A 22,631-nucleotide genomic window follows, 5' to 3' on the forward strand; every position below is an offset into this window, starting at 1 on the left:
TGCGCCCCGCCCTGCGAGCAGAATTACTGTCGTGGATATCACCGGAACGGCACGACTGTGAAGGCCGACATGGAGACGACTGTGGCACCGCGCATCGCGGCTGAACAAGCACGATCCTGGCTGCTGGTTCCCGCCGGCACACCCGAAGGATTCGAGGCGGCGCACACCAGCGCCGCGGACGCGGTGATCCTCGACCTCGAGGACGCCGTCACTCCCGACCGCAAACCGCGGGCCCGGGCCGACGTGGTCGCCTGGCTCGGCGAGACCCGCCGCGCGTGGGTGCGGATCAACGACGCCACCACCCCCTACTGGGCGGACGACCTGGCAGCGCTGAACGGGGTGCCCGGACTCGAGGGCGTCATGCTCGCCAAGACCGAGAGCGGTATGCAGGTCGACGCGACAGCCGAGCGGCTCCCCGAGGGCACGAAGGTGCTCGCCCTCGTCGAATCCGCGATGGGGCTCGAGGCGGCACCCGAGATCGCCCGGACGGAGGCCACGTTCCGCCTGGCGTTCGGCAGCGGCGACTTCCGTCGCGACACCGGCATGGACGACTCACCGCTGGCGATGGCCTACCCCCGATCCCGGCTGACGGTCGCCAGCCGGGCCGCCCGGATCGCACCGCCGATCGACGGCCCCACCCTCGGCACCGACATCGACGCGCTGGTCCGCGCGTCCGCACTCACCCTGTCGATGGGCATGACCGGGAAGCTGTGCATGACCATCGCGCAGACGGCGCCGGTCAACGACGCGCTGAGCCCGTCGCCGGCCGAGGCCGAATGGGCGCGCGACGTGATCGCCGACCTCGGCGAGGACGGATCCGGGGTGCGGGACGGCAGCGACCTCCCCAAGCTGGCGAAGGCCAAGAAGATCAACGCGCTCGCGAAGCTCTTCCACATCGCACCGCGGTAACGACACCGGTCAGAGCAACTCCAGCCCGGCGGGCTTTCGGCGGACGTGCACGCGGTAGCGCACGTCGAGAGTCACGCCGGGTGTCTGCGCGAACGCCGTCGACGCCGTCTTCTTCGTGAACTCGATGCCGAGAACGGCGCGCAGCGCTTCCCGGTTCGGGAAGCGCCATCGGGTCTCCACGCGCACCAGATCGACCCCCTGGGCCGTGAAGAACGACTCCACGGTCGCCGGGTGGTACTGCGGCAGGTCGGCGCGCATCCACTCGCCGTACGGATGGGCCGTCGCGTCGAGATCGACCACCACCAGCGCGCCGCCCGGGCGCAATACCCGCATCGCCTCGCGGATTCCGCGGCCGCAACCCGGTCCGAAGAAATACGCGGTCCGCGCGTGCACGACATCGACGGACGCATCGCCGAGGGGTATGCCCTCCGCGGAACCGTCGAGCACCCGGACGTTCGGCAGGTGCCCCACCCGGGCGCGGGCCCGTTCCCGAAGCGGCGGATGCGGTTCGATGCCGAACACCGACGCCGCGGACTCCGCGAAGACCGGCAGATGGAAACCGGAGCCGCAGCCCACGTCGGCGACGACGCCGCCCGTCCAGCCGACGGCACCGCGCAGGTGCCGGAAGATCGCCCCGTCCACGTCCTGGGCACGATTCTCCACCTCGTACCACTCGGGCCAGTGCCAGATGTTCGGGCTGGGGATGGTCACGGCAGCGCGGTCACACGAGGACCGTGAGCACCAGCCACGTCACGAACGCCGACGGCAGCAGGGAATCGAGACGGTCCATGATCCCGCCGTGCCCGGGGAGCAGAGTGCCCATGTCCTTGATGCGCAGCTCGCGCTTGACCTGGGATTCGATGAGATCGCCGAGCGTGGCGGTCACCACCAGGACGACGCCGAGGAGCACACCGATCATCGAGTTCTCGTCGAGGATCAGCGTGACCGTCAGCAGGCTTCCGATCACGCAGAACAGCAGCGAGCCGAAGAATCCCTCCCACGACTTCTTGGGACTGATCGCCGGCACCATCGGATGCTTGCCGAACAGCACGCCCGCCGCATAACCGCCGACATCGGAGCAGACCACGCCGATCATCAGGCACAGCACCCGCCCGGCGCCGTCGTCCTGCAGCACCATCAGCACCGCGAACGACGCCAGCAACGGAATCCAGGAGGCCACGAACACGGTGATCGCCGTGTCCCGGAGGAAGTTCTGCGGTGTCGCCTTCAACCCGTGGTCGAACAGGCGCCAGACCATGCACACCAGCACCGTGCCCGCGAAGGCGCTGAGCACACCAACCGGGCCGAACGGCCACCCGAGCCACAGGATCGCCTGACCCCCGGCGATCAGCGGGATCCGAGGGGCGCTGATGCCTGCCTCGCGGAGCCGCTTCGTGACCTCCCACGTGGCCACGGCCATCGCGACCGCGACCACCCCGATCCACACGAGGGGCACGTAGACGAGGATCAGGATGAGCGCGACGCCGAGCCCGACGCCGACGCCGATCGCCGCGGGGAGGTTGCGCCCGGCCTTGGACTTCGCGGCCGCGGCCGGTTCCGGCGCGGGCTTCCCCTCGGAGACCGGCTCCGAGGAATCGCCCTCGGAGATGGGTCCCCCTGGGGTTCCGTGTTCTGCTGGCACGGTCACTGTCCCCGATCCACTCCTCGTCTCGTGACTAAACTTCCAGTAACTCGGCTTCCTTGTGCTTCACCAGTTCGTCGACCTGCGCGACGTACCGGGCGGTCGTCTTGTCGAGTTCCTTCTCGGCCCGCCCCACCTCGTCCTCGCCGGCCTCGCCGTCCTTCTGGATCCGGGACAGCTCGTCCATCGCCTTGCGGCGCACGTTCCGCACGGACACCTTCGCGTCCTCGCCCTTGGACTTGGCCTGCTTGACCAGTTCGCGGCGACGTTCCTCGGTGAGCTGGGGAACGGAGATGCGGATCAGGTTTCCGTCGTTCGACGGGTTCACGCCCAGATCGGAGTTCCGGATCGCCGTCTCGATGGCGTTCAGTTGCGAGGCCTCGTACGGCTTGACGACGACGAGTCGCGCCTCCGGCACATTGATGCTGGCGAGCTGCGTGATCGGCGTGAACGCGCCGTAGTAGTCGATGCCGATGCGGTTGAACATGCCAGGATTCGCACGGCCCGTGCGGATCGATCCGAGATCGTCCTTGGCCACCGTGACAGCCTTCTCCATCTTCTCCTCGGCTTCGAAGAGAGCTTCATCAATCACGGCTGTTCCTCCATGTCGTTCTGCATCGATTCGTCACTGCCTCTGTTTCGAGAAAACCCTGTGTCGAGCGTGGCACGCGCGTCATGACTTGACGAGCGTTCCGATCTTCTCACCGGACACCGCCCGAGCGATATTCCCCTCGGTCAGCAGATTGAACACCATGATCGGCATCTGGTTGTCCATACACAGGCTGAAGGCCGTCGCGTCGGCCACCTTCAGCTCCTGCTCGATGACCTCACGGTGCGTGATCTGCGTGTACATCGTGGCGTTCGGGTCGAGATTCGGGTCCGCGGTGAACACGCCGTCGACGGCCTTGGCCATCAGCACCACCTCGGCGCCGATCTCGAGGGCCCGCTGCGCCGCGGTCGTGTCGGTCGAGAAGTACGGCATGCCCATGCCGGCGCCGAAGATCACGACGCGCCCCTTCTCGAGGTGACGCTGGGCGCGCAGCGGAATGTACGGTTCCGCCACCTGGCCCATGGTGATCGCCGTCTGCACCCGGCTGTCGATGCCCTCCTTCTCCAGGAAGTCCTGCAGAGCAAGGCAATTCATGACGGTGCCGAGCATGCCCATGTAGTCGGAACGCGCGCGGTCCAGACCTCGCTGCTGCAGTTCCGCGCCACGGAAGAAGTTGCCGCCGCCGATGACCACCGCCACCTGCACCCCGGATCGCACGACCTCGGCGATCTGCTCGGCGACCTTGGTCACCACGTCGGGGTCGAGACCGACCTTGCCACCACCGAACATTTCTCCGCCGAGTTTGAGAAGGACTCGATGGAATCCCGTACGTTCGTTGGCTGGTTCGGACATTGCTCTCCTCAGTTCCACAGCACTCGTCGATTTCGACAGCGGCCGAGCGCACCCACGCGGCTACCCGGCCCATTCAGACGGCCATCCTCATCCTGCCTCATCAGGACGGAGGCGGTATACGTAGGCCCCGCCGGGCGAGCGCACTCGTCCGACGGGGCCATACGACTCACACGAGCGGCTACGAAGCACCGACCTCGAAGCGAACGAAGCGCTTGATGGTGACGCCTGCCTCGTCGAGGATCGCCTTGACGGACTTCTTGGAGTCCTGGACCGAGGACTGCTCGGTCAGCACGACGTCCTTGAAGTAGCCGTTGACGCGGCCTTCGATGATCTTCGGCAGAGCCTGCTCCGGCTTGCCCTCGGCGCGCGCGGTCTCCTCGGCGATGTGACGCTCGTTGGCGACGATGTCCTCGGGGACCTCGTCACGCGTGACGTACTTGGCCTTGAGAGCCGCGACCTGCATGGCGGCGCCGCGAGCGGCCTCCGCAGCGGCGTCGCCCTCACCGGTGTACTCGACGAGGACGCCGACGGCGGGCGGCAGGTCGGCGCTGCGCTTGTGCAGGTAGACCGCGACCGGTCCGTCGAACGAGGCGATCTTGCTCAGGACGAGCTTCTCACCGATCTTCGCGGACTGCTCCTGGATGACGGTGTCGACCGTCTTGCCGTCGAGCTCGAGCGCCTTGAGGGCGTCGACGTCGGCCGGCTTCGCCGCGGCGGCGACCGTGACGATCGACTCGGCGAGCTTCAGGAAGTCCTCGTTCTTCGCGACGAAGTCCGTCTCGCAGTCGAGCTCGAGCAGGACGCCGTCCTTGGAAACGACCAGGCCCTCGGCCGTGGTGCGCTCGGCACGCTTGCCCACGTCCTTGGCGCCCTTGATGCGCAGCTGCTCGACAGCCTTGTCGAAGTCACCCTCGGCCTCAGCGAGAGCGTTCTTGCAGGCCATCATTCCGGAGCCGGTGAGCTCGCGGAGCCGCTTGACGTCAGCGGCGGTGTAGTTCGCCATGGTGAGCGAGCCTCCTCATATGTCTGTTGGGACGTAAGTCAGGGTAGTACTCGGGGCAGACCGTGAAACGGCCCTGACCAAAGATCTCTTGGTCAGGGCCGTGTGCATCGGATCAGGCCTCGGTGGAGGGAGCCTCTGCTGCGGGGGCCTCGGCAGCCGGAGCCGCCTGTGCCTCAGCTGCGGGAGCGGCCTCTGCTGCGGGCGCTGCCTGCGAGAGCAGTTCCTGCTCCCACTCGGCGAGGGGTTCACCGGCGCCGGCCTCGGGCTTCGCGTCCTTGTCGGAGCTCAGTCCGGCACGGGCCTGCACGCCCTCGGCCACCGCGGAAGCGACGACCTTGGTGAGCAGGGCGGCGCTGCGGATGGCGTCGTCGTTGCCCGGGATCGGGTAGTCGACGAGGTCGGGGTCGCAGTTGGTGTCCAGGATCGCGATGACCGGGATGTTCAGCTTGCGAGCCTCGGCGACCGCCAGGTGCTCCTTGTTGGTGTCGACGACCCACACCGCGGAGGGAACCTTGGCCATGTCGCGGATACCGCCGAGCGTGCGGTCCAGCTTGGTCATCTCACGCGTGAGCATGAGGATTTCCTTCTTGGTGCGACCCTCGAAGCCACCGGTCTGCTCCATCGCCTCGAGCTCCTTGAGACGGAGAAGACGCTTGTGGACGGTGGTGAAGTTGGTGAGCATGCCACCGAGCCAACGCTGGTTGACGTAGGGCATCCCGACGCGAGTGGCCTCGGCCGCGATGGACTCCTGGGCCTGCTTCTTGGTGCCGACGAAGAGGACGGTGCCGCCGTGGGCAACGGTCTCCTTGACGAATTCGTACGCCTTGTCGATGTACGTCAGCGTCTGCTGCAAGTCGATGATGTAGATGCCGTTGCGGTCGGTGAAGATGAACCGCTTCATCTTCGGGTTCCAGCGACGCGTCTGGTGACCGAAGTGCGTGCCGCTGTCCAGCAGCTGCTTCATTGTTACGACAGCCATGGCTGTGTATCTCTCTTTCATTGCCGGTTGATGCCGAACGTCGGTGACGTTCCGCCCTGGCGCCCGTGAACCGTCGGACTCACACCGAAATGCGAGACCAGCCGACGATCCGTACACTGCGCGGACGCGCGAAGTCGGACTGTGCGAGCACAGACCGCTCGATCAGTGTACGGCCTCCACGCCCCACGCCCTAACCGCCCCTGCCACACCCCGGCCGCGCGTGCAAGGGTTCTGCGGAATCTGTGGACGAATCGAAATCCATCCACACTGTCGCCCGCCGCCCGATATTTGCCCCGACGTGCGGGATCGTCGAGCCATGACGAAGTTCGGGGCGATCCTGCGGGTCCTGACGGTTACGGTCACGGCCACGACCCTCCTCACCGCCGCGGTCCTCCTCGCCCCGCCCGCCGAAGCCGCGCCGGACGGCGACTTCGACTGGCCTCTGCACCCGCGGCCGCGGGTGGTGCGGGCGTTCGACAACCCGGAGCACGACTGGCTTCCCGGCCATCGCGGCGTGGATCTCGGAGGCGTGCCCGACGAGGCCGTGCTGTCCGCGGGCGCGGGCGTGGTGGTGTTCGCCGGCACGGTCGCGGGCAAACCCGTCGTCTCCGTCGACCACCCGGGAGGTCTGCGCACCACGTACGAACCGGTGACCGCCCGGGTCACGCCCGGGCTGCGCGTCGGCCGCGGCACCGTCCTCGGCACACTCGAACCCGGGCACCCGGGCTGCATCGCCCCCGTCGCCGCCTGCCTGCACTGGGGTCTGCGCCGCGACCGCGACTACCTCGACCCGCTCGGCCTCGTCCGGGCGGCACCCATACGGCTCGAACCCGTCGGCGGCTAGCGCCACTCGGCCCACATCGTCGCGGCTAGCGCCACTAGGCACAGATCGTCGCGGCTAGCGCCACTCGGCGACGGCGTGCCTGCCCGCCGACTCGGGGAAGTCGTCCGCGACCATCGCGGCGAGTTCGACGAACGCCTTGCGCGTCGCGGGACGCAGCAGGTCCAGATCCACGACCGAACCCTCGGCGAGGTGTTCGTCGAACGGCACCACCTTCACGGCCCTGCAGCGGAGCAGGAAGTGATTGGTCAGTTCCGTCATGTCGATCGTGCTCGACCCGGGCCTCGCCGCGCTGATGACCACGACCGTCCGCGAGACGAGGTGCCCGTAACCGTGATGCTGCAACCAGTCCAGTGTGGCGGCGGCACTGCGCGCGCCGTCGATGGCCGGCGAACTCACCAGCACCAGCGCATTGGCGAGTTGCAGCACGCCGTTCATCGCCGAGTGCATGATGCCGGTGCCGCAGTCGGTGAGGATGATGTTGTAGTACACCTGCAGGATGCCGATGACCCGCCGATAGTCGTCCTCACTGAAGGCCTCGGAGATCGCCGGGTCCTGTTCGCTGGCGAGCACCTCGAGGCGGCTCGGCGCCTGCGACGTGTGCGCCCGCACATCGGAGTAGCGCCGGACGTCCGGCTCCGCCGCGATCAGATCCCGGACGGTCGAATGCGTCTGCAGCGGCACGCGTTGCGCGAGTGTCCCGAAGTCGGGGTTGGCGTCGACGGCGATCACACAGTCGCCGCGCAGCGACGCGAACGTCGATCCCAGCCCGATCGTGGTCGTCGTCTTGCCGACGCCGCCTTTCAACGACAGGAATGCGATTCGATAGTCCCCCTGGATCGGCTGCCGGATGCGGTCGAGCAGCGCCGCCTCGCGCGTCTCGCCCGCCGACTCCCCCGGATTCACCGATCCCCCGGTGAGCCGGTGCAGGCCGCGCCGCCACCCGCGGGTGGGAGTCTTGCGTGCCCGCGCGAGGAGCGCGTCGGCCACCAGATCCTGACTGGTCACCTGATGCCGGCCCGGGTCAGGGGCGGGACCGTCGAAGGACGGCGGGCCCCACGGATCGGCCGCGGGTTCACCCACCGAGGCGCCGCCACCGTCGTCCAGCCAGGACGGCTGCGGTCGAGTCAAGTCTTCGCGATCCACTATTTCCCCCGGGACAGTGCAGCAACAACGGCAGATTCGTGGCGCGACGCTACCAAACCGGGTCAGGCCCGCGGGTGGGCCTGATCGTGCACCGCGCGGAGCCGCGCCACGGACACGTGGGTGTAGAGCTGGGTGGTCGCGAGGCTGGCGTGCCCGAGCAGTTCCTGCACCACGCGCAGGTCGGCGCCGCCTTCGAGCAGGTGTGTGGCCGCCGTGTGGCGAAGGCCGTGCGGGCTCAGGTTCGGCGCGCCGGGGACCGCGGACAGCACGTCGTGCACGACGCTGCGCGCCTGCCGCTGATCCAGTCGCTTTCCCCGCTTGCCGAGGAGAAGCGCCTGCCCGGAACCGTCCGTCGCGACCGCGGGTCTGCCGACGTGCAACCAGAGGTCGATGGCGGCGGCGGCCGGTTTCCCGTACGGCACCGAGCGCTCCTTGTCTCCCTTGCCGATCACGCGCAGGAGCTGTCGTTCGCGGTCCACCGATCCGAGGTCGAGGCCGCACAGCTCCCCCACCCGTATTCCGGTCGCGTACAGCAGTTCCACGATGAGGCGGTCGCGAAGTGCGATCGGATCGTTCTGCTGCGCGCCCGATTCGGCGGCGTCCATCACGTCGGCCGCCTGCGACTGCCGCAGCACCGGGGGCAGCGCCCGGTGAGCCTTCGCGGCACCCAGCCGGGCGCCGGGGTCTGTGGCGATTCGCCGGGTTCGCAGCAGCCAGGCTGTGAAGTTGCGCACCGACGACGTCCGCCGGGCGAGTGTCGTCCGGGCGACGCCGGCCGCGGACTGGCCTGCCAGCCACGACCGCAGCACCTGGATGTCGAGCTCCCCGAGGTGCGCGTCCGGTGACGCCGACAACCAGTGTTGCAGCAGCGACTTCGCGTCCGCGACGTACGCCTTCACGGTGTGCGGCGATCGGCCGCGCTCGAGCCCGAGATGCCGTGTGTACTCGTCGAGTACCAGCTCCAACGGGGCCGGAAGGTCGCTGCTCATAGAGGCAACAGTCGACTCGGGCGGGACATAAATCAAGCAGCCGCGCCGCTAGAGTTCCTTTGTGCAGCGAACGATCCCCATCCCGATGTTGTGTGTTCTGGCGTTACTGTCCGCGATCGCCCCCCTGGCCACCGACATGTATCTCCCCGGCCTCCCGCTGATGACGGAGAGCCTGAACACGTCGGCGCCGAGCGTGCAGCTGACTTTGACCACGTTCATGGCCGGGCTCGGGATCGGCCAGCTCGTGGTCGGACCGCTGTCGGACGGTCTCGGACGGCGGCGCCTGCTGATCGGCGCCACCGTCGTGACGACGCTCGCCGCGATGGCCTGCGCACTCGCCCCGACCGTCGAAACCCTCATCGCCGCAAGATTGTTCCAGGGACTGAGCGGGGGCGCGGCGATCGTGCTCGCACGGGCCTGCATCGCCGACCGGGCCCGAGGAGACAGCGCCGCCCGCCTCTTCAGCATCATGATGATCATCGGCGGAGTCGCACCGGTGGTCGCGCCGCTGCTGGGCGGGGCCCTGCTCGGGCCGGTCGGCTGGCGAGGGATCTTCTGGGTCCTCACCGCCGCCGGGGTGGCAATGTTCGCGGGCGTGCTGATTCTCGTCCCGGAGACGCTTCCCGAGCAGCACCGGCACGGCGGCGGGCTCACGGCCCTCGTCCGGAACCTGCACTACGTCGTCGGCAACCGCGTGTACCTGGGTTACGCGTTCACGTTCATGTTCGGGTTCGTCGCTCTCTTCTCGTACATCTCCGCGTCCCCGTTCGTCGTGCAGAACGTCCTCGGCCTCAGCCCGGGGCAGTTCTCGATGGTGTTCGCGGTGAACGCAGCGGGAATGGTGAGCGCCGCGATCGTGAACACGCGGCTCGTGGGCACGTTCCATGCCCGGCAGCTGCTCGGTTTCGGGGTCACGCTGCTCCTGGCGGCGGGTGTCGTGCTGCTGGTCGCCGCGACAGCGATCGATTCGCCGCCCTGGTGGGCGATCCTGCTCCCACTGTTCGTCTCCGTGTCGAGCATCGGTTTCGTGATGGGCAACGCGACGGCGCTGGCTCAGGGCGAGGTGACGAAAGCTTCCGGCACCGGGTCCGCACTCCTCGGGGCCGGCCAGTTCGGGCTCGCCGCGGTGGTCTCGCCGCTCGTCGGCATCGCCGGACCCGACACCGCCGTCCCGATGGCCGTCGCGATCCCGTCAGCGGGCGCGGTGGCCATGTTGTCGCTGCTGGTGCTGACGCGGCGGACGCACAGCTCGTAGCGCGTCCGCCGCATCGGGTCAGCGTGTCAGCGGGAGGCACCCTCGCTCGCGGCGAGCTCGGACTTCCACACCCGGAAGCCTTCCTCGGTGCGGCCGCGGCGCCAGTATCCGGAGATCGACGCGGAACGCGCGGGGACGCCCCGCTCGTTGCGCACGTAGGAGCGGAGGTTGTGCATCACGGCCTGCGCCTCACCGTGGATGAACACCTGCGCGTCTCCGGGCAGCCATGCGGTGTCGCGGACCGCAGCGACGAGCGGGGCGTTGTCTCCCGACGCCGCTTCCCCGATTTGGTCGGCCGTGTCCCCGCGGTGGATCCATGTGACGTCGACACCCGTGGGTGCGTCGAAGGCGATCTCGTCGTCCGGGCCTGCGACCTCGATGATCACCCGTCCCACCGCCGACGCGTCGAGTTTCTCGACGGACGCCGAAATGGCGGGGATGGCGGTCTCGTCGCCGGCGAACAGGTACCAGTCGGCCGCCGGATCCGGTGCGAACGCCCCTCCGGGGCCGCGCAGTGTCAGGACGTCACCGGCCCTCGCGGACGCGGCCCACGGTCCCGCGACCCCGGCGTCGCCGTGGACCACGAAGTCGATGGCGATCTCACGCGCCGCCGGGTCCACCGAACGGATCGTGTAGGTGCGCAGCACCGGCGCTTCGGGGCTTCCGAATTCGAGTTTCGCGTACGCGTCGGTGAAGGCGTTGGGAACGAAGCTGTCGAATCCCGGGTCGCCGAGGATTACCCGCACCATGTGCGGCGTCAGCCATTCGGTGCGGAGCACGGTCAGTGTTGCAGTCGGCTTTGCCACAGGCATCTCTCCAATGAACTCAAGTTGGTTAGTGTTACCTAACTACGGTACAGGAGAGACCGCCGGCCGCGGCCGGCGTCGTTACGAGCCGGAAGCGATCAACAGGCTCAACACCTGCGCGACGAAGTTCCGCCACAAGTCCTCGGCTGACCCCATATCTCACTCCTTACGTGACGCTGATCCACCCGTGGGTATCGCATGCGGTGTGTGAGGCGCGTTCCTGAGACGTTTCTACTCCACGTCGTCGCCGATCGGCCGGTTCGACTCGCCGTGTGCGCAGGCCGAACCGAAACGCGCCGGACCCGCCCCGCCTCACCGCTGCCGGGACCACCCCGTGTCGTCGGAGCCGACGAAGCCCTCCATCTCCAGCAGCGGGAGCACGGCACGGACCTGCTCCACCGCGACCCCGGACAGTTCGGACAGTTCCCGGACTCCGCGCGGTCCGGCGGCGGGCAGCGCCTCGTACACCAGCAGGGCGTCGCCCGACAGCGCGTCGAGATCGCGGACCACCTCGGGACCTTCCCGCAGTCCGATCGGTCCGGCCTCCTCCACCACGTCGCCGGCGTTCGCGACCAACCGCGCCTCACCCTCCCGAATCATGCGATTGCACCCGGTCGACGACGCCGACGTCACCGGACCCGGCACCGCCATCACCGGGCGCCCCAGCTTGCGAGCCCAGCTCACCGTGTTCCGGGCGCCGCTGCGCCAGCCCGCCTCCACCACGACCACCCCGTCGGACAGGCTCGCCACCAACCGGTTCCGCGCCAGGAAGCGATGTTTCGCGGGAGTCGTGCCGGGCGCGTACTCACTGATCACCGCACCGTTCTGCGCGATCTGCCGCAACATCCGCGCATGCCCCGCCGGGTACGCACGATCCACACCACACGCCAGCACCGCCACGGTCAGACCCCCGACACCCAGCGCCGCACGATGCGCGGCGCCGTCGACTCCGAACGCCGCACCCGACACGATCGTCCACCCGTCGACGGCGAGATCACCCGCTATCTCCGCCGTCACGTGCTCGCCGTATCCACTCGCCGCCCGTGTCCCCACGATCGCGATCGCCCGATCGGTGAGTTCGGCCACCGGGCGCGAACCGAGCACCCACAACGCCAGCGGCGGACCCTCGTCCCGCGACCGCGACAAATTCCCGAAACCGAGAAGCCGCCACTGCGGCCACTCGTCGTCGTCCGGCGTCACGAGCCGGCCACCCATCCCTGCCACCAGCTCCAGATCGTCCGCGGCCGTGTCCACATGGGCACGGGCCACCGTGCGCTCCCCCAGCACGTCCGACAGGTCCCGCTCCCGTACCGCCCGCGCGGCCTCCTCCGGCCCCACCTCCTCCACGAGAAGGGACAGCGCCGGGCACGGCCCCTGCACCACCTTCGACAGATACGCCCACGCCAACCGGCGGGGATCAGGGAATCCACCCGGATCGCCTGTTTCACTTCGACTTTCCACCGTCATTGAAAGCTCCGATCACGAAATCCCAGTGCGGTGACCACCTGCTCGGGGCCCGGCATCGCGAGCCCGGCCAGATCGCTCACCGTCCATGCCACCCGTAACGCACGATCGGCCCCTCGGGCCGTGATCAGCCCCTTGCGCAGTGCTCGCTCCACCGGCGCCAGCGCCGGGCGCGCCAACCGGAACTTCTGCCGCAGCGCCGGGCCCGGCACCTCCGCGTTGGTGCGCCACCCGTAGTCGCTCCACCGCTCGCCTGCGGCGGCGCGCGCCTCGGCCACCCTCTGCCGGACGTCCTCCGTGCTCTCGCCGACGTCGTCGATGAACGCCCCTGTCGCGACGGCCTGCATCCGCACCCGCAGGTCCACGCGGTCCATCAGTGGTCCCGACAACTTCCCGAGGTAGCGTCGCCGGGCGGTCGGTGCGCACACGCAGTCCGCCTCCCGCGGGGGCGCGCACGGGCACGGATTGGCCGCGAGGATCAGCTGGAACCGCGCCGGGTATCGGGCAACCCCGTCCCGTCGCGCGATCCGCACCTCCCCGTCCTCGAGTGGCGTCCGCAGCGCCTCGAGCACTTTGGTTCCGATCTCGGCGCACTCGTCGAGGAACAGCACCCCGCGGTGGGCGCGACTGACCGCACCGGGTTTCGCGACACCGCTGCCGCCGCCGACGAGCGCACTCACCGACGCGGTGTGGTGGGGTGCGATGAACGGCGGCACATCGATGAGGGGGCGCTCGGGCGGCAGGAGCCCCGCCACGGAGTGGATTGCCGTCACCTCGAGCGATTCGGTCTCGGTGAGTGGCGGCAGAACTCCCGGAAGACGTTGCGCCAGCATCGTCTTCCCCACGCCGGGTGGTCCGGTGAGCATGAGGTGGTGCGCTCCCGCCGCCGCCACCTCGATGGCCCAGCGCGCCTCCATCTGCCCCACCACCTCGCTCAGATCGGCTCGCACCGGCTGCGCAACCCACTGTGCCGGCTCGGGGTACTCGAGCTCACGCTCCTCCCGCAACCACGCGATCGCCGCCCTCAGATCGTGCGCGCCGAGCACCTCGACACCTCCGACCAGACCCGCCTCGGGCAACGACTGCACCGGGACCACCACCGTTGCCCATCCCGCATTCTTCGCCGCCAGCACCGCGGGAAGGATCCCGCGCACCGACCGGAGCCGCCCGTCCAGCGCGAGTTCGCCGAGCAGAACGGTCTCGCGCAGTCGCTGCCGCTTCACCTGTTTGGCCGCATCGAGCACCGCAGCGACCAGCGCGAGATCGTAGACCGACCCGACCTTCGGCAGCGTCGCCGGCGACAACGCGAGGATCACCTTCGAATCCGGCCACTCCTCACCCGAATTCGCGACCGCGGCCCTGATCCGGTCGCGCGCCTCCGACAGCGCGGTGTCGGGCAGCCCGACCAGATGCACTGCGGGAAGCCCACGGCCGATGTCGGCCTCGATCTCGACCAGCTGACCGTCGACCCCGGTCACAGCCACCGAATGCGCGCGCCCCAACGCCATCAGAACGCGTCCCGGACGTGCTCGATCCGGGGTTGCGGACCGTGCCCGATCATGATGGCGACGACGTCGAACCGCACCCGCGACCAGTGCCGGTTCGATTCCCGCAGCCATTCCACCGCCAGCAGGCGGATGCGTCGCTGTTTGGAGAACGTCACCGCCTCGGCGGGAGTGCCGTATCCCAGGCCGCGCCGTGTCTTCACCTCGACGAAGACGAGCCAGTCCCCCTCGGCCGCAATGAGATCGACCTCGCCGTACCGGGATCGCCAGTTGCGGTCGACGATCTCCATGCCCGCCTCGGTGAGGTACCGGGCGGCCAGATCCTCTCCATGTGCACCCAGCGCGAGATTGTGCGCCACAGCAGCCTCCACCCCGTCCCGCGGCGGCCCACCGATGCGAACCGCGCCTCTCTCACCACCGTGGCCGACCCGGATTACGGAAGAACTCCGCGAACTGGGCCGACACTTTGGGCTGTGGATGACGTACGGGTTGTGGACAACTCGATACTCCGCGGCGCAGGCTCACCAGGAAAACGCAGGCCAAGGCTGTCAATACGGTATTCGAACGGTCAGCCGACGGCCGGCATCCAGCGGTGCGCGAGACCGGCCACCCACTCGGCGGCGTCACCCGGATCCTCGGGTGGTGATTCGACGAGGACGAGTTCGTCGACGCCCACGCCGGCCAGGGCATCGACGTGGGACGGGTCCCCGTCGCGCAGGGCGACGGCCAGGTGCAACTCGGCCGGATTTCGCCCGCTGTCCCGGCAGAATGCCTGCAGTGTCCGGATCCGTTCGGCGACGGCGTCGACGCCGTCCAGGTTGAATCCGTACCAGCCGTCGCCCCATGCCACGATTCGGCGGAGCGCTGCGTCGCTGTTGCCGCCGAGCACGACCGGGATCCGGCGATCGCGGACGGGTTTCGGGTTGACCCGGACGGAATCGAAGTGGACGAACTCGCCGTCGAACGTCGCGACGTCGTCGTTCCACAGGGTGCGCATCGCCGCGACGTATTCGGCTGCGCGCTCGCCGCGGCGCTCGAACGGAATGCCGAGTGCAGCGAATTCTTCCCTGGACCAGCCGATGCCGACGCCGAGGGTGAGCCTGCCACCGCTCATCAGATCCAGCGTCGCCGCCTGCTTGGCCATGAGCACGGGATTGTGTTCGGGCAGCAGCAGTATCCCGGTGGCGACGCCGATCGTGTGAGTGGCGGCGGCGGCGAAGCTCAGCCCGATCATGGGGTCGAGCCAGTCCGCAACGGCGGGGACGGCGATCTTTCCGTCGTCCGCATACGGGTACCGCGACGCCGACCGGTCCACCATCACGACGTGTTCGCCGGCCCACAGCGTGGCGAATCCGCTGTTCTCTGCGGCTACCGCGACCGCGTCGATCACGGCGCGGCGAGCGCCGGTGCCGATTCCGAGGGCGTGCAACCCGAGGCGCATCGGCCGATCGTCTCACAGTTGCCCGGCCGGAGTGCCCGGTTCCGGGACGCACCTATCCGCGCACGTCGAGGCTCCTGGCGTAGTGCTCCTTGAATACCTCGAGGTGCGTCCAGGTCTCCAGCGCCATCACCCCGTCGATCGTCCGGATGTGCTCGGCGAGGGAGTAGAGATCGCCCGACGAATCGGCGGCGACGGTGCCGATCAAGTCGAATCTGCCGAGCGATCGCGCCAGGAATTCGATACCCGGCAACGCCTCGATCTGCGCGCACGCTTCCCGGTCCCGCGATCCGAGGTTGACACCGATGCCCATGGCGAGGGTCCGGCCGCCGCCGCGGCGCTTCACGACCGCACCGACGCGCAGTGCGGTGCTGTCGATCAGATGGTTGACCCGATTCCGCGCAGCGCTGGGTGAGAGACCGGTCCGCTCGGCCAGTTCCAGAAACGGCATCCGGCCCTTCCGCTCCAGCAACTCGATGAGCGCGACGTCTTTCGAGTCCAGTCGCACGTCGGCCCGTAATGCGCTCTTGGGCATGAAGATTCCCCTGATGACCTCGGCATAGAACAGCGTGTTGACGGTGCGGACACCGCTCACCGTACGGATGGCGGCGATGGCGTCGTAGAGGTCCTGCCTGCCGGGGACGCGCAGTTCGGCGATGATGTTGTACTGCCCGCTGACGGCGGAGATGTAGACGGCGGCCTCCACCGCGCAGAGCGCCTCCGCCACGGGGCCCACCGGACCCGAGACGGCGACGGACACGTGCGCCATCGCCGTGATGCCCAGCAACTCGGGATGGGCGACGGCGACGACGCTGACCGTGCCCGAGTCGAGCAACGCCTGGACGCGCGCGGACACGGCGGCGCGCGGCGCGCCGACGGTCGCGGCGAGTTCCCGGTAGGTCGCTCGACCGTTCGCCTGCAACGCCGCGATGAGCCTGGAATCCAGTTCGACACCCATAATGCCCCGAATTTCCCCAACTTCTTTCTGCACCGACGGCAGAGGAGAAGAATCGCATGAATCCTGCAAAACAGCGAATTGGTGCGAATATGCTTCGATTCCCGAACACATCCGTTGCAGACCGCGCAGTCTGCAACTTTGGTGTATTGCGCAGGCCCTGGTCAGGGCGTAATTTCCCTCGCAATCGGAACGTGACCCACACCACCACCTCGAAGGATCCCCATGCGCAAGCTGTTTCACCACGAGGCGTCTCCCCTCGACGCCACCGCCACCGTCTTCACCGGTGGCACGCTCCGCACCGTGGACGCAGACACCGAGGGCGCCGAGGCCTTTCTCGTCTTCGGCAATCGGTTCGCCGCCGTCGGCACCGTCGCGGAATGTCATGAGGAGGCGCGGCGGATCGGTACCCGACCACCGACGTCATCGACCTCGCCGGGGCGACCGTCGTGCCCGGGTTCGTCGACCCGCATGCGCACCCCCTGATGTACGGTCAGATGCTCAGCTGGGTGGACTGCGGCCCGGAGAAGGCGCGCAGCATTCCGGAGATCGTCGCGCTGCTGCAGGAGGCGGCCCGGAACCAGCCGGCCGGGATCCCGGTGCGCGGGTACGGCTACGAGCATCGCAATCTCGTCGAGGGCCGGCACCCCACGAAGGAGGAACTCGACCTGGTCGGGACCGACCGCGAGGTGTACCTGATGAACGCCAGCGGCCACGGCGGCGTCGTCAACACCTTCACGCTGCAACTCCACGACGTCACGCGCGAGACCCCCGATCCGCCCGGTGGCCAGTTCTTCCGCGACGCCGACGGCGAACCGACCGGCGAACTGTCCGACGCCGCGTGCAACATCCTCACCGGCGTGAACGGGGTCAAAGTCGGGCACCACGGCCCGAACTTCCACCTCGAGGACGAACCCGAGGAGCATCTGCGGCAACTCTCCGTTGCGCAGGAGAAATTCCTCGAGGGCGGCGTCACCACGATCGGCGACTGCCAGGTGACCCGGCGCGAATTCGACATGTACCTGCGCCTGGCGGAGCAGGGTCGACTCGAGACCCGGGTGAGCATGTACCTGCTCAGCCACCTGCTCGATCACGCGCTCGACACCGGACTGCACGGCGCGTTCGGCAACTCGCGACTCGCGTTCGGCGGGATCAAGTTCTACGCCGACGGCACTCTCGGCGGATGGACCGCATACTTCCCCGACGGATACGTGGGCGACCCGTGCCGGACCGGGCAGCTCTACCACGAGCCCGCCGACTATGCGGCCCTGATCGCGAAGGCACACGCGGCCGGTCTGCAAACGGCGACGCACGCGCAGTCGCCGACCGCGATCGACATGGTTCTCGACGCCATCGAGGCCGCGCAGGACGCGCGTCCCGACGCCGACGCCCGCCACCGCATCGAGCACTGCGGGTTGCCGACCCCCGAGCAGATCACGCGAATGCACGCGCTCGGCGTGTACCCCGTCAACCAGCCGCAGCACTACTACAACTGGGGCGAGGGCGTGACCGCCGCCATCGGAACCCCGGGTGAGCGGTTCAATCCGCTGGGCGAATTCGTCGAAGCCGACGTGCCGGTCACGATCAGTTCCGACGCGCCGGTGGCCGAGCCCCGACCGCTCGAGGCCATCCAGGCCGCCGTCACCCGCGTCACCCGGCAGGGACATCGACTCGGCTCGAACGCATTGCAGCTGACGGCCGCCCAGGCTCTCACCGCGCACACGCTGAACGGTGCCCGCACACTCGGACGGGAATCCGAACTGGGCAGCATCTCCCCCGGCAAGCGTGCCGATTTCGTGGTCCTCGGCGCCGACCCGCTCACCGTCGATCCGCACACCATCGCCGAGATCGAGGTCCGGGAAACGTGGATCGACGGCGAACTGGCGCATTCCACCCGCAGCGACCTAGTGTCGACCTCTGCAGCCACCGAGGATCGGCCATGAGTCACGACACCCAGATCGCCAAGGCCCGCAAAGCGGGGTTCGCGGCCTTCGTCGGCACCACCATCGAGTGGTACGACTTCTACGTGTACGCCACGGCGGCGGCACTGGTGTTCGGCGAGATCTTCTTCCCCTCCGACACCGACCGCCTGACCGGCATCGCCGCCGCGTTCGCCACCTACGCGGTGGGCTTCTTCGCCCGCCCCCTGGGCGGCATCGTCTTCGGGCACGTCGGCGACCGGCTCGGCCGGCGAACCGCACTGGTCGTGACGCTCACCCTGATGGGCGCGGGCACATTCCTGATCGGCGCGCTGCCGACGTACGCGCAGATCGGTTTCTGGGCTCCGCTGCTGCTGGTGGTCCTGCGATTCGTGCAGGGCTTCGCGGTGGGCGGCGAATGGGGCGGCGCCGTCCTGATGGCCGTCGAACACGCACCCGAGGACAAGAAGACGTTCTACGGCGGATTCGCGCAGCTCGGAAACCCCGCGGGCGCGCTGCTCGCCACCGGCTTCTTCAGCGTCCTCTCGACGTTCGGAGACGACGCACTGCGCGATTGGGCGTGGCGGCTGCCGTTCCTGTGCTCGGCACTGCTGATCGGCGTCGGCTTGCTGGTGCGGCTGAAGGTGGAAGAATCGCCGGTCTTCGAATCCGAGGTGCAGACGGCCACCGAACCCGACACGCTCCCACTGAGGTACGCCATCGTCACCAACTGGCGCCCGATCCTGCTCGGCATGGGCATCCTGCCCGTCGCGGTCGGCGGCTACTACTTGGTGACCACGTTCATCACCGCCTACGCCACCGACCCGGACGTCGGACTGTCCGAGACACTGATCCTCAACGCGCTCAGCGTCGCGGCGGTGGTGGAACTGATCGCCACACTCGGCGTCGCGTGGCTCGGTGACAAAGTCGGCCGAATCCGCGTGGTGATCTACGGACTACTCGCCGTCGCGGTGCTCGCGGCACCGCAGTTCCTGGTGCTGAAGTCCGGCTCGGTGGTCCTGATCTTCCTGACCTTCGCCGCCATGCGGCTCGTCCTGGCCGCGACGTACGGTCCGATCGCGGCGGTGTTGTCGCAGATGTTCCGGCCGCAGGCCCGGTACACCAGCATCTCCCTCGCCTATCAGGGTGCGGGCGCGCTCTTCGGTGGACTGTCGCCGTTGGTTTCGACGCTGATGTACCAGGCCACCGGCAGCGTGTGGCCGGTGATCGGACTCCTGATCGGCATGTGCGCCGTCAGCATCGTCTGCCTGCTCGTGGCTCCGCAGCACGTCGACCACGTCGACGGCGAATCCGTGGGTGACCTCGGCGCCGCGCGGGCGCAGACCACCAGCTGACACCCCCGAGACGGGAAGGGTCGGTGCTGCGCCGCACCGGCCGTTCCGCCGTCAGCCGGGCTCGCCGTCAGAATCGGCCGGAGACGCGGCGGCCGTCGTCGAGGTGAGTCCGGCGTCGTCGAGCGCACGCCCGGTGAGCACCCGGCCCAATTCGATCATCTCGGCCGCACGATGGAAGTCGAGGCTGCGGCACGCGTTCCGGGGAACCCGGACCTGTACGTCCGGTGGATACGCGGCGAGCTGGTACCGGGCCAGGGTCGCCTGCATCACGTCGAGTGAGCGGTTCATCACCGCGAACCGGCTGAACTTCGGGACAACCACCGCATCGCCCTCGACCCCGGGCTGATCACCGACCGCTTGGCCGTCCTGCTCCTCCGACGGGTCCGGGTCGGTGTGCGCGGCGCCGAACCGTCCCACGACCGACCGCACGATGTCCAGGTCACGCAGCTGCGCGGCGCTGCGGCGGAAGCGGGCCATCCACTCGTCCACCGGCCGCGAGTCCGCGCTGACGTTCTCCGGGGCCAGTGAACGGCCGTCCCGATCCTCGGCACCCAGGCTGATTCCGACGGTCAGGTCGGCGCTCACCGAGACGAGCGGAGCCATCGGCAGCGGGTCGAGTACGCCACCGTCGGCGAGGACCCTGCCGTTGAGCACATACGGCGTGATGACACCCGGGATGGCGATCGACGCGCGGATCGCCGCGTCGACGGGGCCGCGCTGGAACCACACCGACCGGCCGGCAGCGAGATCGGTGGCCACGGCCGTATAGGGGATGGGAAGGTCTTCGATGCGGATCTCGCCGAGGATCTCCCGGACCCGGTGCAGGATCTTCTCGGCGTGGATGGCGCCGGGTGCGGACACCGACAGGTCGAGCAGCCGCACGACGTCCAGCTGGGTCAGACCCATCGCCCACCGGGTGAAATCGTCGAGTGTGCCCGCGGCGTGCAGGCCGCCCACGAGGGCGCCCATCGACGACCCGGCGACCCCCACGATCTCGAATCCGCGCTCCTCGAGTACCTGGATCGCGCCGATGTGGGCGTACCCCCGGGCGCCGCCACTGCCCAGAGCCAGCGCGACGCGCCTCGGTCCGGTCATCGGCTGATCGTACGCGGCCGGCACACCGCAGACGGCACAGCGCGGACCGTCAGGACAGACCGTTGTCGGGGAGACGCAGGTCCGGCTTGTCGAGTTCCTCGATGTTCACGTCCTTGAACGTGATGACGCGGACGTACTTCACGAATCGCGCGGGACGGTACATGTCCCACACCCAGGCATCGGACATGCGCAGCTCGAAGTAGATCTCGCCGTCCGCGTTGTGCGGCAGCAACTCCACCGAATTGGCCAGATAGAACCGGCGCTCGGTCTCCACGACATAGGAGAACTGACCGACGATGTCCCGATACTCGCGGTAGAGCGACAGCTCCATCTCGGTTTCGTACTTCTCGAGATCCTCGGCACTCATCGGTCTCGGAGTCCTCCTGCTCTGGTGTGAATTGTCATCATCTCGCACTTCCGGAACTGTTATCCACTCGGTGTAGCAGCGCCGCGACGTTCGACCACGAGCGGCGGTGCTCCGGGCACGGGCCCAGCTCCTCGAGCGCCGCCAGGTGGGCGGGCGTGTTGTACCCCTTGTGGATCGCGAAGCCGTAGCCGGGGTGCGTGTCGTCCATCGCGACCATCACCCGGTCCCGCGACACCTTGGCCAGGACGCTCGCCGCCGCGATGCACGCCGCCGCGGCGTCGCCTCCGATCACCGGCAGCGACGGAGCCGGGAGCCCCGGCACGCGGAAGCCGTCGGTGAGAACGTAGCCGGGGGTGGTCGAGAGCCCGGCGACCGCACGCCGCATGCCCTCGATGTTGGCGACGTGGACCCCCATGCGGTCGACTTCCTCGGCCGGGAAGGACACGACGCTCCACGCCACGGCCAGGCGGGTGATCGCCGGGAACAGCTCTTCGCGCGTGCGTTCGGTGAGCTTCTTCGAATCGTCGAGCCGCGCCAGCGCCGGGTACGGCTTCGGTGCGAGCACACACGCCGCCACGACGAGCGGGCCCGCACACGCGCCCCGGCCTGCCTCGTCGACACCGGCCACCGGCCCGAGTCCGCTGCGGACCAGGGCCGACTCCATCGTCCGCAGACCGGACGACCTGCGAATGACGATGCGTGGAGGCCAGGAAGTCACTTGCCCTGGATATCGGGTGAACTGATCGTGCCCATCCGCGACGGCGGCAACGCGATGAAAACCGCCTTGCCGATCACGTTGTCGAGCGGGATGGTGCCTTGCATGTCGTCGCCCACGTGGTACCGCGAATCCGCGGAGTTGCTGCGGTTGTCACCCATCACCCACAGGTGTCCCTCGGGGACGGTGACGGGGCCGAAGCAGCGTGCCGACTTCAGGGCCGTGTCGCAGGTCTGGGATCCGGGGACGAAGGGGAAATCCATGACGACGTAGGGCTCGTCGAGTGGTTGACCGTCCACCAGGATGCGGCCCTGATCGTCGCAACATTCGACGGTCTGACCGCCGGTGGCGATCACACGCTTGACGAGGTCGTTCTCGTCCGGCGGGACGAGGCCGACGAGGGAACCGACTTCCTGCGCACCGCGGATCACCACGTTGGAGGAACGGGTGGACACGAAATCCTGTGACCACGAATCGGGTCCGCGGAACACGATGACGTCGCCGGGTTGCGGATCCCCGAAGCGGTAACCGATCTTCTCGACCACGATGCGGTCACCGGTGCAGCCCGCGCACCCGTGCAGCGTCGGTTCCATCGATTCCGACGGAATGAGGTAGACGCGGGCGACGAACGTCTGCAGCAGGAAACTCAGGACGAGCGCGACCAGAATCAGGATCGGCAGCTCGCGGAGGAAGGAGCGGGGCTTCTTCTCGGGTTCCGCCGCACCGCCGTTCACTGCGGAGGTGGCGGCCGAATCGCCGGTGGTCTCGGATTCCGACGACAATGCCCGCTCCTTCGAAGAATCTGTCACGAAATCAGATTAGCCCGGCACTGCGAGTACGCAGTGC

General features: G+C 68.4%; 22 protein-coding genes and 1 pseudogene. 5 read left to right on the forward strand and 18 right to left on the reverse strand.

Features of this window, described 5'->3' with window-relative positions:
• The first annotated feature begins 57 nt into the window (after window positions 1-57).
• A complete protein-coding gene (locus ACFTZB_RS10195; RefSeq protein ID WP_378431399.1) occupies window positions 58-909 on the forward strand; it encodes an HpcH/HpaI aldolase/citrate lyase family protein in 852 nt (283 codons plus the stop codon).
• A 9-nt stretch (window positions 910-918) separates the two neighbouring features.
• On the opposite strand, the gene ACFTZB_RS10200 is transcribed toward ACFTZB_RS10195, so the two are convergent.
• From ACFTZB_RS10200 to rpsB, 6 genes are all read right to left on the reverse strand, one after another.
• Entirely contained in the window at window positions 919-1,620 is a 702-nt protein-coding gene (locus ACFTZB_RS10200; RefSeq protein WP_378431400.1) for a class I SAM-dependent methyltransferase, read from the reverse strand.
• A gap of 10 nt (window positions 1,621-1,630) precedes the next feature.
• Window positions 1,631-2,557 carry a phosphatidate cytidylyltransferase gene (locus ACFTZB_RS10205; RefSeq protein ID WP_378431401.1) on the reverse strand — a complete coding sequence of 309 codons (927 nt, stop codon included), beginning with the start codon at window positions 2,555-2,557 and terminating at the stop codon, window positions 1,631-1,633.
• 28 nt (window positions 2,558-2,585) lie between these two features.
• Complete coding sequence (gene frr, locus ACFTZB_RS10210; RefSeq protein WP_015890301.1) at window positions 2,586-3,143, reverse strand: ribosome recycling factor; 558 nt, start codon at window positions 3,141-3,143, stop codon at window positions 2,586-2,588.
• Window positions 3,144-3,224: 81 nt separating this feature from the next.
• Entirely contained in the window at window positions 3,225-3,953 is a 729-nt protein-coding gene (pyrH, locus tag ACFTZB_RS10215; protein ID WP_015890300.1) for a UMP kinase, read from the reverse strand.
• 178 nt (window positions 3,954-4,131) lie between these two features.
• The gene (tsf, locus tag ACFTZB_RS10220) at window positions 4,132-4,956 is read right to left on the reverse strand and encodes a translation elongation factor Ts (protein ID WP_072937822.1); all 825 of its coding nucleotides are present in this window, start codon (window positions 4,954-4,956) and stop codon (window positions 4,132-4,134) included.
• 112 nt (window positions 4,957-5,068) lie between these two features.
• Window positions 5,069-5,935 carry a 30S ribosomal protein S2 gene (rpsB, locus tag ACFTZB_RS10225; RefSeq protein WP_015890299.1) on the reverse strand — a complete coding sequence of 289 codons (867 nt, stop codon included), beginning with the start codon at window positions 5,933-5,935 and terminating at the stop codon, window positions 5,069-5,071.
• 316 nt (window positions 5,936-6,251) lie between these two features.
• Between rpsB and ACFTZB_RS10230 the strand changes: the two genes are divergently transcribed.
• Complete coding sequence (locus tag ACFTZB_RS10230) at window positions 6,252-6,779, forward strand: M23 family metallopeptidase (protein WP_378431402.1); 528 nt, start codon at window positions 6,252-6,254, stop codon at window positions 6,777-6,779.
• A gap of 54 nt (window positions 6,780-6,833) precedes the next feature.
• Here the strand turns inward: ACFTZB_RS10230 and ACFTZB_RS10235 are convergent, their stop codons facing one another.
• Together ACFTZB_RS10235 and ACFTZB_RS10240 are read right to left on the reverse strand one after the other, a co-directional pair.
• Window positions 6,834-7,859, reverse strand: coding sequence for a MinD/ParA family protein (locus ACFTZB_RS10235; protein WP_378431417.1), 1,026 nt, complete (start codon window positions 7,857-7,859; stop codon window positions 6,834-6,836).
• A 125-nt stretch (window positions 7,860-7,984) separates the two neighbouring features.
• Window positions 7,985-8,911: a tyrosine recombinase XerC gene (locus tag ACFTZB_RS10240; protein WP_378431403.1), complete on the reverse strand. Its 927-nt coding sequence runs from the start codon at window positions 8,909-8,911 to the stop codon at window positions 7,985-7,987.
• Window positions 8,912-8,996: 85 nt separating this feature from the next.
• Here ACFTZB_RS10240 and ACFTZB_RS10245 point away from each other — a divergent pair, with 85 nt between their 5' ends.
• On the forward strand, window positions 8,997-10,166 hold the full coding sequence (locus tag ACFTZB_RS10245; protein WP_378431419.1) for a multidrug effflux MFS transporter: 1,170 nt from the start codon (window positions 8,997-8,999) through the stop codon (window positions 10,164-10,166).
• A gap of 26 nt (window positions 10,167-10,192) precedes the next feature.
• Here the strand turns inward: ACFTZB_RS10245 and ACFTZB_RS10250 are convergent, their stop codons facing one another.
• The 6 genes from ACFTZB_RS10250 to ACFTZB_RS10275 all read right to left on the reverse strand — a co-directional run bounded on the left by ACFTZB_RS10250 (window position 10,193) and on the right by ACFTZB_RS10275 (window position 16,337).
• Entirely contained in the window at window positions 10,193-10,972 is a 780-nt protein-coding gene (locus ACFTZB_RS10250; RefSeq protein WP_378431404.1) for a siderophore-interacting protein, read from the reverse strand.
• Window positions 10,973-11,284: 312 nt separating this feature from the next.
• A complete protein-coding gene (gene dprA, locus ACFTZB_RS10255) occupies window positions 11,285-12,439 on the reverse strand; it encodes a DNA-processing protein DprA (protein WP_378431406.1) in 1,155 nt (384 codons plus the stop codon).
• The gene (locus ACFTZB_RS10260) at window positions 12,436-13,944 is read right to left on the reverse strand and encodes a YifB family Mg chelatase-like AAA ATPase (protein WP_378431407.1); all 1,509 of its coding nucleotides are present in this window, start codon (window positions 13,942-13,944) and stop codon (window positions 12,436-12,438) included. Before ACFTZB_RS10260 ends, dprA begins: the two co-directional genes overlap by 4 nt.
• Window positions 13,944-14,300 (reverse strand): YraN family protein, encoded by a 357-nt coding sequence (locus ACFTZB_RS10265; protein ID WP_378431408.1) that lies wholly within the window; start codon window positions 14,298-14,300, stop codon window positions 13,944-13,946. The genes ACFTZB_RS10260 and ACFTZB_RS10265 overlap by 1 nt, the downstream gene beginning before the upstream one ends.
• 209 nt (window positions 14,301-14,509) lie before the next feature.
• Entirely contained in the window at window positions 14,510-15,382 is an 873-nt protein-coding gene (locus ACFTZB_RS10270; RefSeq protein ID WP_378431409.1) for an LLM class F420-dependent oxidoreductase, read from the reverse strand.
• Between the two features lie 52 nt (window positions 15,383-15,434).
• The gene (locus tag ACFTZB_RS10275) at window positions 15,435-16,337 is read right to left on the reverse strand and encodes an Lrp/AsnC family transcriptional regulator (RefSeq protein WP_378431410.1); all 903 of its coding nucleotides are present in this window, start codon (window positions 16,335-16,337) and stop codon (window positions 15,435-15,437) included.
• Between the two features lie 222 nt (window positions 16,338-16,559).
• On the opposite strand from ACFTZB_RS10275, the pseudogene ACFTZB_RS10280 reads away from it, so the two are divergent.
• Both ACFTZB_RS10280 and ACFTZB_RS10285 read left to right on the forward strand, forming a co-directional pair.
• A pseudogene (locus ACFTZB_RS10280) lies at window positions 16,560-18,277 on the forward strand (amidohydrolase).
• Window positions 18,274-19,608 (forward strand): MFS transporter, encoded by a 1,335-nt coding sequence (locus tag ACFTZB_RS10285; protein ID WP_378431412.1) that lies wholly within the window; start codon window positions 18,274-18,276, stop codon window positions 19,606-19,608. The pseudogene ACFTZB_RS10280 and the gene ACFTZB_RS10285 overlap by 4 nt, the downstream one beginning before the upstream one ends.
• Before the next feature lie 51 nt (window positions 19,609-19,659).
• Here ACFTZB_RS10285 and ACFTZB_RS10290 read toward each other — a convergent pair whose 3' ends face one another.
• The 4 genes from ACFTZB_RS10290 to lepB are packed head-to-tail and all read right to left on the reverse strand — an operon-like array spanning window position 19,660 to window position 22,567.
• Window positions 19,660-20,703 carry a patatin-like phospholipase family protein gene (locus ACFTZB_RS10290; RefSeq protein WP_378431414.1) on the reverse strand — a complete coding sequence of 348 codons (1,044 nt, stop codon included), beginning with the start codon at window positions 20,701-20,703 and terminating at the stop codon, window positions 19,660-19,662.
• A gap of 49 nt (window positions 20,704-20,752) precedes the next feature.
• The gene (locus ACFTZB_RS10295; protein ID WP_005240496.1) at window positions 20,753-21,070 is read right to left on the reverse strand and encodes a DUF2469 domain-containing protein; all 318 of its coding nucleotides are present in this window, start codon (window positions 21,068-21,070) and stop codon (window positions 20,753-20,755) included.
• A gap of 37 nt (window positions 21,071-21,107) precedes the next feature.
• Entirely contained in the window at window positions 21,108-21,788 is a 681-nt protein-coding gene (locus ACFTZB_RS10300; protein WP_378431415.1) for a ribonuclease HII, read from the reverse strand.
• A complete protein-coding gene (lepB, locus tag ACFTZB_RS10305) occupies window positions 21,785-22,567 on the reverse strand; it encodes a signal peptidase I (RefSeq protein ID WP_378431421.1) in 783 nt (260 codons plus the stop codon). The genes ACFTZB_RS10300 and lepB overlap by 4 nt, the downstream gene beginning before the upstream one ends.
• Window positions 22,568-22,631 lie beyond the last annotated feature (64 nt).

This window comes from Rhodococcus sp. NPDC057014 (assembly GCF_042673295.1).
Lineage (GTDB): Bacteria > Actinomycetota > Actinomycetes > Mycobacteriales > Mycobacteriaceae > Rhodococcus_F.